The sequence below is a fragment of the Thermodesulfovibrionia bacterium genome (assembly GCA_030646035.1).
Lineage (GTDB): Bacteria > Nitrospirota > Thermodesulfovibrionia > UBA6902 > UBA6902 > JACQZG01.
The window spans coordinates 111,937-124,409 of the sequence record JAUSMY010000056.1 but is presented as its reverse complement, the minus strand read 5'-3'; the positions used below and the strand labels follow the sequence as shown (position 1 = coordinate 124,409).

General features: G+C 44.9%; 12 protein-coding genes. 1 reads left to right on the top strand and 11 read right to left on the bottom strand.

Annotated features, from left to right (window positions below):
- Positions 1 to 4: 4 nt before the first annotated feature.
- From Q7U10_09280 to Q7U10_09230, 11 genes are all read right to left on the bottom strand, one after another.
- Positions 5 to 910 carry a dihydroorotate dehydrogenase gene (locus Q7U10_09280; GenBank protein MDO8282792.1) on the bottom strand — a complete coding sequence of 302 codons (906 nt, stop codon included), beginning with the start codon at positions 908 to 910 and terminating at the stop codon, positions 5 to 7.
- Positions 910 to 1,680, bottom strand: coding sequence for a dihydroorotate dehydrogenase electron transfer subunit (locus tag Q7U10_09275; protein MDO8282791.1), 771 nt, complete (start codon positions 1,678 to 1,680; stop codon positions 910 to 912). Before Q7U10_09275 ends, Q7U10_09280 begins: the two co-directional genes overlap by 1 nt.
- The gene (gene greA, locus Q7U10_09270) at positions 1,673 to 2,146 is read right to left on the bottom strand and encodes a transcription elongation factor GreA (protein ID MDO8282790.1); all 474 of its coding nucleotides are present in this window, start codon (positions 2,144 to 2,146) and stop codon (positions 1,673 to 1,675) included. Before greA ends, Q7U10_09275 begins: the two co-directional genes overlap by 8 nt.
- A 76-nt stretch (positions 2,147 to 2,222) precedes the next feature.
- The gene (gene carB, locus Q7U10_09265) at positions 2,223 to 5,468 is read right to left on the bottom strand and encodes a carbamoyl-phosphate synthase large subunit (GenBank protein ID MDO8282789.1); all 3,246 of its coding nucleotides are present in this window, start codon (positions 5,466 to 5,468) and stop codon (positions 2,223 to 2,225) included.
- 1 nt (position 5,469) lies between these two features.
- Positions 5,470 to 5,691, bottom strand: coding sequence for a hypothetical protein (locus tag Q7U10_09260; GenBank protein MDO8282788.1), 222 nt, complete (start codon positions 5,689 to 5,691; stop codon positions 5,470 to 5,472).
- A 20-nt stretch (positions 5,692 to 5,711) separates the two neighbouring features.
- Positions 5,712 to 6,089 carry a hypothetical protein gene (locus Q7U10_09255; GenBank protein MDO8282787.1) on the bottom strand — a complete coding sequence of 126 codons (378 nt, stop codon included), beginning with the start codon at positions 6,087 to 6,089 and terminating at the stop codon, positions 5,712 to 5,714.
- A complete protein-coding gene (gene carA / locus Q7U10_09250; protein ID MDO8282786.1) occupies positions 6,089 to 7,210 on the bottom strand; it encodes a glutamine-hydrolyzing carbamoyl-phosphate synthase small subunit in 1,122 nt (373 codons plus the stop codon). The genes Q7U10_09255 and carA overlap by 1 nt, the downstream gene beginning before the upstream one ends.
- Complete coding sequence (locus Q7U10_09245) at positions 7,201 to 8,475, bottom strand: dihydroorotase (GenBank protein ID MDO8282785.1); 1,275 nt, start codon at positions 8,473 to 8,475, stop codon at positions 7,201 to 7,203. The genes carA and Q7U10_09245 overlap by 10 nt, the downstream gene beginning before the upstream one ends.
- Complete coding sequence (locus Q7U10_09240) at positions 8,472 to 9,392, bottom strand: aspartate carbamoyltransferase catalytic subunit (GenBank protein ID MDO8282784.1); 921 nt, start codon at positions 9,390 to 9,392, stop codon at positions 8,472 to 8,474. Before Q7U10_09240 ends, Q7U10_09245 begins: the two co-directional genes overlap by 4 nt.
- Before the next feature lie 6 nt (positions 9,393 to 9,398).
- The gene (pyrR, locus tag Q7U10_09235; GenBank protein MDO8282783.1) at positions 9,399 to 9,965 is read right to left on the bottom strand and encodes a bifunctional pyr operon transcriptional regulator/uracil phosphoribosyltransferase PyrR; all 567 of its coding nucleotides are present in this window, start codon (positions 9,963 to 9,965) and stop codon (positions 9,399 to 9,401) included.
- A 108-nt stretch (positions 9,966 to 10,073) separates the two neighbouring features.
- The gene (locus tag Q7U10_09230) at positions 10,074 to 10,652 is read right to left on the bottom strand and encodes a thermonuclease family protein (protein ID MDO8282782.1); all 579 of its coding nucleotides are present in this window, start codon (positions 10,650 to 10,652) and stop codon (positions 10,074 to 10,076) included.
- A 139-nt stretch (positions 10,653 to 10,791) separates the two neighbouring features.
- Here Q7U10_09230 and Q7U10_09225 point away from each other — a divergent pair, with 139 nt between their 5' ends.
- The gene (locus Q7U10_09225; protein MDO8282781.1) at positions 10,792 to 12,258 is read left to right on the top strand and encodes a sigma 54-interacting transcriptional regulator; all 1,467 of its coding nucleotides are present in this window, start codon (positions 10,792 to 10,794) and stop codon (positions 12,256 to 12,258) included.
- Positions 12,259 to 12,473: the final 215 nt, after the last annotated feature.

Genomic DNA, 12,473 nt, shown 5'->3' with positions numbered 1-12,473 from the left:
GCGACTATCTCAATGAACCTGTAAGGTCACTGACTTTATCTATGCCCATATCTGACATATACTTTTCTATCCCCTCAAGAACATTCATCGAAGCAAGAGGTGTGACGAAATTTCCTGTGCCGACTGCAATGGCACTTGCACCGGCAATAAGGAATTCAATGGCATCTTCAGCAGAGATGATCCCGCCCATGCCGATGATCGGTATCTTCACCGCCTTTGAGCATTGCCATACCATTCTGACAGCTACAGGTTTTATCGCAGGCCCTGAAAGCCCTCCGGTTATATTGGCAAGCTTCGGCCGTCTTGTCCTGATATCTATCGCCATCCCGACAAGGGTATTGATCAGGGATAATGCATCAGCGCCTGCATCCTCTGCGACCTTTGCCATATAAGCGATATCAGTCACATTTGGTGAGAGCTTAACTATTAGAGGAAGTGTTGTCGCCTTTCTTACAGCGCTGACAACATTGGAAGTGACATTGGGGTCTGTGCCGAATACGCTCCAGCCTGCCTCTTTATTAGGGCATGAAATATTCATCTCAAGCGCGTGTATGCCTTCATGAGACGACAGCTTCTCTGCTGCCTGAACATATTCATCTATCGAGTCACCGAAGAAATTAACAATTACAGCGGTATCCTGCTTCCTTAAAAAAGGAAGCTTTCTGCTGATGAATTCATCTATCCCTATATTCTGAAGCCCGATGGCATTCAGCATGCCTGAGGGAGTTTCAACTATGCGGGGCGGAGGATTGCCCTGCTTTGGCTTGAGTGAAAGCCCCTTTACTACAATAGCGCCGAGCCTGCTGACATCGAAATATTCAGCAAACTCATCTCCATAACCAAACGTCCCGGATGCAGTCATGACCGGGTTCTTGAGCCTTAATTTTCCTATATTAACCGTCAGGTCCATTACCAGATAATCTCCTCTGAAGAAAAGACCGGCCCCTCTTTGCAGACACGCTTATAACCATTACGGGTTTGAACAACACAGCCGAGGCATGTACCGATACCGCATGCCATATTCTCTTCAAGAGACATAAAAGCAAATATTTTATATTTACCCGCAAGCCCAGCTAAAGCAGCGAACATAGGCTTTGGCCCGCATGAATAAATTATGTAATCATCAGACGGATTGGTGTTTAGAAAATCACCTATGTCATTTACGATATTGCCCATCTTTCCGGATGAACCGTCATCTGTGGAGATCACAGGATCTATACCAAGAGCCCTGAACTCATCTATGCAGAGAAGTTCTTTCTCAGTTCTCGCACCATAAAAAAGATGCGGCTTACGGCCTGAGAATATATCAGCCAAAGCAAGTATAGGAGCAACACCCATGCCTCCTGCCGCAAAGATCATCCTTGCATCTTTCTTAATATCTTGAGGAAAGCCGTTACCTAGCGGGCCGAGCACTTCCATCACATCTCCGGGCTTCTTCCCTTTTAATATCTTAGTCGCCTTTCCGACAACCCTGTAGAGTATCTGAATATCTCCATTGATAAATCTGTGCAGGCTGAAAGGGCGTTTAAGAAGAGGATCAAGGCTATCATCAACAGAGAGCATAAAGAATTGTCCGGGTTGGGGAATGCTGATATCTTTCAGGGGATGGAGTGTCAGAAGATAATGATTTTCTGTTAAAGGCTTATTCTCTTTTATCGATGCCTTAAATATCTCACTCAAAGGTAATCTCAATAACTTCGTATTCAATCGTTCTTGTAGGAGTTGTTACTGTAGCTATATCGCCTATAGCTTTCCCTATAAGGGATCTGGCAACAGGAGAGTTTATGGATATCCTCCCGGCCTTTATATCGATCTCATCAGATCCGACAAGGCAGAATATCTTCTCACTGCCTGTTTCGGTATCAGAGAGTCTGACCTTCGCGCCGAATGCGATGGTGTCCTGCGATATCTTTGAAGGGTCGATAACATTCGCATGAGTTATCTTTCCCTGAAGCTCCATTATCCGCCCTTCGATAAAGCTCTGCTTCTCCTTGGCTGCGTGATACTCCGCGTTCTCAGAGAGATCGCCATGAGCCCTCGCAATCTTGATCTGCATCGTGATTGCCGGCCGCTCAACTGTGATAAGCTTCTCAAGCTCCTCTTTAAGCTTCTTGTGCCCTGTTGGTGTCATTGGTATTTTTTGCATAATAAAATTCTAACAATACCCGGAGTACAATGTAAACCCCGGGACATGGCGGTATTATTCTAACGAAATAGAGAGATCACTTTTTATGATAGCTCTGTATAGACCTTATGTTGACATGCTCTTTCAAAACCGCCTCTATGGCGTTCACAGCAGCGGCAGCGCCTGAAACTGTTGTCGTGTACGGCACTCTCTGCAATAAGGCGTTCTCCCTGATATAGAAAGAGTCTTTGTGCGCTTTTTCACCGGAGACTGTATTTATTACAAAACTGATCTTATCATTCTTTATCAGGTCTACTATGTTCGGACGCCCCTCAGTCACCTTGTTTATTGTCTCAACCTCAAGCCCGCTCTCTCTGAAATATTCAGAGGTGCCCTTTGTTGCGACGAGTGTGAACTTCATCTCAATAAGTTTTTTCGCAAGAGAAAGCAGCGCGGGTTTATCCTTGTCCTTTACGCTAATGAATACCTTTCCGCTTTTAGGCATCGTATTTCTTGATGATGCCTGCGCCTTTGAATATGCCCTGCCGAAATCTTCATCAATGCCCATGGCCTCGCCGGTTGATTTCATCTCAGGCCCGAGAAGTGTATCCACACCTGCAAACCTGTCAAACGGGAATACCGCCTCTTTTACAGCTGTATGTGATATCTCTGCCTCAGATGTGATGCCAAGCTCCTTTAATGTCCTGCCGACCATGACCTTTGCAGCTACTTTGGCAAGGGGAATGCCTGTAGCCTTGCTGACGAACGGGATCGTACGTGATGCCCTCGGATTGACCTCGAGTATATATATATCATCATCTTTAACCGCGTACTGAATATTCATCAGGCCCAATACCTTCAATTCCTTTGCAAGCGACCTTGTGTGATCCTTGATCTCATCAATGATCTTTTTGGAAAGTGAATGCGGAGGGATGGAACACGCTGAATCACCTGAATGAATGCCGGCCTCTTCAATATGCTCCATGACCCCGCCGATAATCACATCAGTTCCGTCACATATTGCGTCAACATCAACTTCAACAGCGTCCTGAAGATATCTGTCAATAAGCACCGGATGCTCAGGAGATGCCTTGACCGCCCTTTTCATGTAATCCCTCAGATTGTCTTCATCGTAAACTATCTCCATCGCCCTTCCGCCAAGAACATAAGAAGGCCTGACCATTACCGGATAATCGATAAATGCCGCAATCTTTACTGCCTCATCAACTGACTTCGCAGTTCCGCTCTCAGGCTGCTTGAGATTGAGTTTATGAAGAACCTCTTTGAACCTCTCCCTGTCCTCTGCCATATCTATCGAATCAGGCGAGGTGCCGAGTATCCTTACACCTGCCCTCTCAAGAGGGACAGCAAGCTTAAGCGGGGTCTGCCCGCCAAACTGTACAAAGACGCCTTCAGGTTTTTCTTTATCAATGATATTCAGAACATCTTCAAGAGTGAGCGGCTCAAAATATAACTTGTCAGCTGTATCATAATCCGTGCTCACAGTCTCTGGATTGCAGTTCACCATGATAGTCTCATAACCGAGTTCCTTAAGCGCGAAGACAGCATGAACGCAGCAGTAGTCAAACTCAATGCCCTGCCCTATCCTGTTCGGCCCGCTCCCGAGTATAATGACCTTCTTCCGATCAGTAGGGTTTGCCTCGCATGCAGCCGCGGTAGTTAAGAGTGTAGAGTTGTAAAATGGTTTTTCATATGTTGAATAAAGATACGGAGTATACGCCTTAAACTCAGCAGCGCATGTATCAACTAATTTATAAACAGGCTCTATCTTCTTCTTTTTGCGCAGATCCCTAACCGACTTTTCATCTGCATTCAGCAGAGATGCGATCCTTTTGTCAGACATGCCGTATTCTTTTGCCTCACGTAAAATCTCATCCGGTATTAATTCAAGATTTTGAGTGCCGAGTGCAGAGATCTTTTCCTCCATCTCAACGATCTGTTTTATGTTATAAAGAAACCATGGATCTATTCCGGTAAGCTTAAAGACATCATCAATACTGAAGCCGAGCCTGAATGATTGAGCCACATACCAAATACGGTCAGCCTTGGGCACCTTAAGCCTTGCGCTTATATCATCTTTGCTGATATCAACCTTCTCAAAACCATAACTGTCTATCTCCATGCTCCTGAGCGCCTTGTTCAAAGACTCTTTGAATGTCCTGCCGATAGACATCGCCTCGCCTACTGATTTCATCTGCGTGGTCAGTGTATCGTCAGCCTCTGGAAACTTCTCAAACGCAAACCTCGGGAACTTCACAACCACATAATCTATTGAAGGTTCAAATGATGCCGGCGTCTCTCTGGTGATATCATTCGGTATCTCATCAAGTGTCAGTCCGACAGCAAGTTTGGCAGCTATCTTGGCTATTGGGAAACCTGTTGCCTTTGACGCAAGTGCTGAGCTTCTTGAAACCCTCGGATTCATCTCTATAACGGTCATGCGGCCGTTCTCAGGATTCAGCGCGAACTGTATGTTCGAACCGCCGGTGTCCACTCCGATCTCCCTGATAATATCGACAGAGGCATCCCTCATCCTCTGGTATTCCTTATCAGTCAATGTCTGCGCCGGAGCAACCGTGATTGAATCACCTGTATGAACACCCATGGGATCGAGATTCTCAATAGAACATATGATCACCACATTGTCCTTGCAGTCACGCATGACCTCAAGCTCAAACTCTTTCCACCCTATTATAGATTCCTCTATCAGCACCTGATGAACAGGGCTGAGCTCAAGCGCCCTCTGGAGGTTCAGTTTATACTCCTCAATATTATAAGCAACGCTTCCGCCTGTGCCGCCAAGGGTGAAGGAAGGCCTTATGATCGCCGGGAAGCCTATATCTTCCACAAGCGACATCCCAGACTCAAGAGATGTAACAATAGCGCCCTTCGGAACATCAAGCCCTATCTTCTCCATCGCCTTTTTAAACTCTTCCCTGTCTTCAGCCTTTTTAATGGCAGGCAGTTTTGCGCCTATCAGTTCTACATTATATTTTTCGAGTATCCCCTTTTCTGAAAGCTCTACCGCAAGGTTGAGCGCAGTCTGTCCGCCCATTGTAGGAAGAAGCGCGTCAGGGCGTTCCTTTGCGATAATAAGTTCAAGGATGTCTGTATTCAAGGGTTCGATATATGTCACATCCGATATCTCAGGGTCTGTCATGATAGTCGCGGGGTTGGAGTTTACCAGAATAACTTCATAACCCTCGCTGCGCAGGGCGCGGCATGCCTGTGTGCCTGAGTAATCAAACTCGCATGCCTGTCCTATGATGATCGGGCCTGAACCTATCAGAAGTATCTTTTTTATATCTGTTCTCTTTGGCATGTTAACTCACTTTCCCCTCTATAAAATCCTGTATCTCTTTTATCGGCATATCAGGTGCGTCTCCATCAAAAATCCTTTGAGCATAAATAAGGCGTTCAGTTCCATCTGTCAGTTTCAGAGAGAGCGTAACAAAATCAGCCTCATCTCCAATCCCCGGCACAACACTTCCATGCTGCCTTGAAATCTTTTCAACAAACATGGCAGCATCACGATCTTCCGGCATGATCAACTTACTGCCGGCCTCTACTGTTCTAATATTTGAAAAAGAGATATCCTCTGTCCTGTCTCTGAAAACACCAGAGACAGAGATCGTAACTTTTTTTTTACATTGTCAAAAACAGCCTTAAGTTCTTTCTCCCTGAAGATGAACTTTCTAAACAATACAAACTGGATCATGAATAAAATTATCAGGCTTATATAATAGATGACTGTCATCTCAATATTGAACGCAAGAACCGCGTATATAGACCCGCAAACAGCCATCGCTGAGAGCATTGAAGCGAACTCATGATTGTAAATCCCCTCATGAAGCACACTGCCTTTATCTGCAATGAATGAAGGCGTCATAAAGATAAGCTGCCCATCCATTTTTCTTAATGAATACTGGGAATTGACTGACATCAGCTAAACTCCTCCATCATCTTTCTGAACCTGTTGAATATATAACCTGAATCATTCGGGCCCGGAGCCGCCTCGGGGTGATACTGGGAGGACATTATTGGCAACTCAACATGCCTGAGCCCTTCCTCTGTTCCGTCATAAAGATTCTTGTGAGTCAATATCATCTGGCCTTTAAGGCTCTCAAAATCAACACAGTAGTTATGGTTCTGCGCTGTTATCTCCACCTTCCCTGTCGAGAGATCCATGACAGGATGATTGCCGCCATGATGGCCGAATTTAAGTTTATAAGTCTTTCCACCAAGTGCAAGGCCGAGGATCTGATGTCCAAGACAGATACCGAATATTGGTTTCTTGCCTAAAAGTTTTTTGGTATTCTCAATCGCGTATTTGACAGTCTCAGGATCACCCGGGCCGTTGCTGAGCAAAATCCCGTCAGCCTGCTCTATCAACTCTTCCGCAGGCGTTATTGCGGGAACAACAGTAACATCAAAACCGATATCATACAGATGCCTAAGAATATTTCTCTTCACACCGAAATCATAGACAAAGACTTTGCGCCGCTTTTTTTGTTCTGCTGCTGGCTGCTGCTTTCCCCATCTCCAGAGTGGTTCATCCCACTTATAAATACTCTTCGCTGAGACTTCCATTACAAAATCAAAAGAAGAGATATTCGGATACTTCCTTACCTTCTCCAGAAGGCTTGCGGGGTCAGCATCAACAGAAGATATAATTCCATTCTGAAGTCCGTTATCTCTTATGTGCTGAGTAAGAGCTCTGGTATCAATGCCTTCAATTCCGACAATATTGTTTTCGCTCAGATAGCTGTTGAGGCTTTTATTCGAACGCCAGTTGCTCGGGAAATCAACGCTCTCCTTGACGATAAAACCCGCGGCCTTCACAGAGCCTGATTCAACATCTTCAGGATTAACTCCGTAATTGCCTATCTGCGGATAGGTCATTACAACTATCTGGCCTTTATAAGATGGATCAGTGAGTATCTCCTGATAACCTGTCATTGATGTATTAAAGACCACTTCGCCGTATGTCTCGCCTACAGCGCCAAAACCGCGGCCTTCAAAGATCGTCCCGTCTGATAAAACTAAAAATGCCTTTACTCCCATTCCTGCACCTTTCCCATTGTTATGGTCTTCATGACCACGCCATTCAATTCCCAGCCGTTAAACGGAGTATTTTTACCCTTAGATAAAAACTTGGCTGAATCTATTTTATATGTTCTGTTAAGATCAACGATAGTGATATCGGCATCAGCGCCCTCTGCCAATGTCCCCTTGTTGATTCTCATTATTTTAGAAGGTGTTACAGACATCATGGTAATAAGCTGCATCAGGTCAATTACCTTCTCATTTACAAGCCTGAGGCCTAAAGAAAATGCGGTCTCCAGCCCTGAGATACCAAACGCGGCCTTATCAAATTCACAGTTCTTCTCATCATAATGATGAGGCGCATGGTCTGTCGCTATCACATCTATCGTGCCGTCTTTAAGCCCTTCCTTTATCGCTTGAACATCTGCGGCAGTCCTTATCGGCGGATTGACCTTGAAATTCGTGTCATATCCGTTCAGGGATTCATCAGTCAGCGTAAAATAATGAGGGCATGTCTCAGCGGTCAGGTTAATGCCGCGTGACTTTGCGTCGCGGATCATACTGACCGACCCGCGTGAGGACACATGGGCTATATGCAGTCTGCCGCCTGTCAGTTCGCATAGAGCGATGTCCCTTGCAACCATGACCTCTTCGGCAGCTCTGGGTATCCCGTGCAGGCCGAGGGTAGTTGACATAAGGCCTTCATTCATCACTCCGCCTTCAGAAAGCATCAGGTCCTCGCAATGAGCAATAACAGGCACATCAAATATTCTCGAGTACTCAAGCGCCCTTCTCATGATAAGGCTGTTCATCACAGGCCTTCCGTCATCAGAGAACGCAACGCATCCAACATTTATAAGCGCTTCAAGTTCAGTAAGTGTTTCTCCGCTCTGACCCTTTGTAATAGCAGCGATCGGATAAACCGAGCATGAACCTTCTTTAGCCGCCTTCTTCAAAATAAATTCAGCAACTGATATGGTGTCATTCACAGGGTTCGTATTCGGCATGCAGCATACACTCGTAAAACCGCCGCGCGCAGCAGCCATCGTTCCTGTACTTATAGTTTCCTTGTATTCGAACCCCGGCTCCCTGAGATGGGTATGCATATCAACAAACCCCGGCATGACGATACAGTCTGAAGCATCGATTACCTTATCAGCCTTTGGACCTTTGCCCTTTGAGTAGATACCTTTAATCTTCTTCCCTTCAATAAGTATGTCCTTATTGGAAGAGATATTCTGCGAAGGGTCTATTAACTTGCCATTTATTATCAATATGCTCATTGCTTAACTCCTGAAAGAAGATAGAGAACAGCCATCCTGACAGCGATGCCGTTTGTCACCTGCTCAAGTATAACTGACTGCGGCCCGTCCGCAACATCTGAAGCTATCTCAACGCCTCTGTTCATGGGGCCGGGATGCATTACTATAGCATCTTTTTTCGCAAGCTTAAGCCTCTCGCGTGTAAGCCCGTAGAGGTTAAAGTATTCTTTTAAGGATGGAAGATATCCCTTGCTCTGCCTCTCAAGCTGAAGCCTCAATGCCATGACAACATCAGCTCCTTTCAGCCCCTCATCAATAGAGTGAAAAACATCAACCCCGACCTTATCCAACTCCGCAGGCATAAGAGTCGGAGGGCATATGACCCTCACCCTTGCTCCGAGTTTTATCAAAGCGTAGATGTTCGACTTGGCAACCCTGCTGTGAGCGATGTCGCCTATTATCGCGACCTCAAGGCCTTTGATATCTTTTTTATAAGACTGAATAGTGAACATATCAAGAAGCGCCTGCGTAGGATGTTCATTTGAACCGTCTCCGGCATTGATCACTGAGATGTTGAGAAATTTACTGAGATAGTGAGGCACGCCTGAAGAAGCATGTCTGATGATCACAAGGTCTGCACCAAGCGCCTGGATCGTCAATGCGGTATCAAGTATCGTTTCACCTTTTACTACACTGCTGTTTGAGACAGAGAAGTTCACGACATCCGCGCTCAGCCTTTTTCCTGCAAGCGCGAATGATGTCCTTGTGCGTGTCGAAGGTTCAAAGAAGAGGCTGACAACCGTTTTACCTCTAAGCGGCGGGACCTTCTTTATATCTCTCATCAAAACATCCTTAAAACCTGAAGCGGTATCAAGCACATGATAAATATCCTCAGATGTTAATTCCTTGATCCCAAGAAGATGTTTTGATTTCAGCATATCTTTTTAATCAGACCAGTTGATCAGCATAACAGAGTCATCCTTTGAATTATCCTCATGAAGGTTTACCTCAACATTGTCGTTAAAAGAAGTCGGGATATTCTTTCCGACATAATCAGCCCTGATTGGAAGTTCCCTGTGGCCCCTGTCGATAAGGACTGCAAGCTGTATCCTGGCAGGACGCCCGAAATCTATAAGAGCATCCATGGCAGCCCTTATGCTTCTGCCTGTAAACAGAACGTCATCAACAAGCACAACCGTCTTTTCATTTAATGAGAAAGGAATATCTGTAGACCTGACTACCGGCTGTTCGAGCTTTGTATTGATATCATCTCTGTATAGAGCGATATCAAGTGAGCCGATCTCTTCTATGGATTTGATCTGAGCGGCAAGCCGGTTAGCAAAGACCACCCCGCCTCTCTGTATGCCGATAAGGCAGAGTTTGTCAGTGCCGCCGTTCTTTTCAATTATCTCGTGGGCGATCCTTGTGACCGCTTTCTCTATCTCTGTGCTGTTGAGTATCTCTTTGGACATTAAAAAAGCCTCCTGTCCTTTGAGAGGAAGAAGGCTCATAGAAATCCGGCTTAGGAGTTGTCTGAGTTAACCTTCCTGGCCTCTCAGGACCAGATTAAAGGTGTTGGCATTATCTTAAAGCAAAGCCAGATCAGATGTCAAACATTACTACTTTGTATGTCTAAATTCCCAAGGCGGCGTTGGATTTGCCTGCTGCCATAATCCTGATCTTCTGCTCCTTGCCGCCTCTTCCGCATTGATATAGTCACTTGAGTGCGGCCTGTCCAGATATTGCCGGTAAGCCCACGCATACCCACGCCTCACCATCTCGAGATTAATATCCACGCCGTTCTTTTCAATAAAACAGACTTCCCGTTTATATGTTTTATCTCCAGTCAAGGTGACTTTTACATCTTGTCCCAGAATGAGACTTTCAAGTTCTTTGTCAGCTTCTTCGCTATACGGCTGCCCGGCCTTGCCTTTCTTTGAAACTTCAGGAGTATCTATTCCATACAACCTGCATGTAAATGACTTCCCTCCGCCTTCAGGCAATATCACAACCGTATCACCGTCTGTAACTTTTGTAACCTTGCCTGTGATACCGCTACCGGTATTCACAGTCTTTACGTTGTTAACGGTATGTTTGGCAGGTTTGGTATTTAATGGTTTGTCAGGGGTATTTTTGAAATAGGCAAAAAGAATAGATATTATGGCGAGTATAATATAAAGCCAGCTCTTCTTGAACATTCTCGGATTCATATGGTTAATATATTACCTAAAACAAGAAATAATCAAAACCCTTATCTAACTTTTGACTTTGTTATCTGCTATATTAGATTCATAGATACGGAACATATTGACATCCTAAAATAACCAGGGATTTAAAATGGAAAACAAGGCTGAAAAAGCAACATTACCTTCTGAGTTATCTTCACAGGCTGACAACCCTGCGATGCCGGGTAATCAGAACTGTCACGACTGGGAAAACATTCTCGACAACATTACTGACATGATCACCATCCATGATATGAACTACAATATCATTCATGCCAATAAAGCTGCTGAGAAACTTTTGAAGTTACCAGCATTAAATAATTCTGCGGCGAAATGTTTTATGCACTACCATGGTGAAGGCGCCCCTCCTGAAGGATGTCCAAGCTGCGCCTGTATCAATACAAAAGAACCTGTAACCTTTGAAAGGTTCGAACCCCACCTGAACAGATTCCTTGAGATAAGGGCCATGCCGCAATTTGATAAGAAGAATCAGCTTATCGGGGTGATCCATATCGCCAGAGACATTACAGAATGCAAACAGATGGCAGATGAGATAACATCTCTTAAAAAACATCTTCTCACAGGACAGCTTGAGAATGAAGCGGCATTTTCATCGGTTGTTACAAGAAGCAAAAAGATGATGGCCATATTTCAATACATCGAGTCAGTGGCCAAGTCGGAGAAGCCGATCTTTATAACCGGTGAAACAGGAGTTGGCAAGGAACTGATCGCAAAGGCCGCCCATAGCGCAAGCGGGCTGAAAGGCAGCTTTATAGCTGTAAATGTTGCCGGGCTGGATGACACCATGTTTTCCGATACTTTGTTCGGACACAAAAGAGGGGCATTTACCGGAGCTGACAAGGAAAGAAAAGGATTGGTCGTACAGGCTTCAGGCGGAACTCTTCTTCTGGATGAGATAGGTGACCTGCATATTTCATCTCAGGTAAAACTCCTCCGCCTTCTTGAAGAGCAGACTTACTATCCCCTCGGCTCTGATATTCCTGAGAAGAATAAAGCTCGTATCGTTGCATGCTCCAATCAGGACATCGAGAAGCAGTTAGATGATGGGCATTTTCGACGGGATCTCTATTACCGCCTATGTACACACCATGTTCATATTCCGCCCCTGTGCGAGCGCCTGCAGGACATCCCTTTGCTGCTTGAACATTTTCTGAAAGAGATATCATTCTGCATGAGAAAAACGAAGCCCGATGTTTCTCCTGAACTTTTAACCCTGCTCTCAAACTATCACTTCCCCGGCAATGTCCGTGAGCTGCAGGCGATGGTGCATGATGCGGTCGCACTGCATAAATCCGGAAACCTCAATCTTGAAAGTTTTAATGTTTACATTAAACAGCACCGCCCTATGCATAAATCAACAGTTGTGACGACTGATGACAACTCACTTCCCATTCGTGATATGTTCGGACACTTTCCCACATTAAAAGAGATTGAAAATCATCTCGTATCAGAGGCGATGAAATTCTCAAATGACAACCAGGGCAATGCTGCGTCACTTCTGGGTATTACTCGTCAGGCGCTCAATCAGCGGCTTAAGAAAACAAATCAGAACTCCTGAGCAATCTGCATCTTCATTTTGTTTTTCTTCATTAACATCTATCTTCCTGCAATTTTTCTTGCATGAGCAATAATTATTGCTTTTAAAGAAACATTTATTTACAGGCAGTTAAGCAATCTATCCTGTTTTTTCATAAAGATTTATTTCCGCTTATACTGTGAAAGCTGATAATAGCAATTTAACCCTAACTCTTTGATTTCATAAAGTAATTAAAT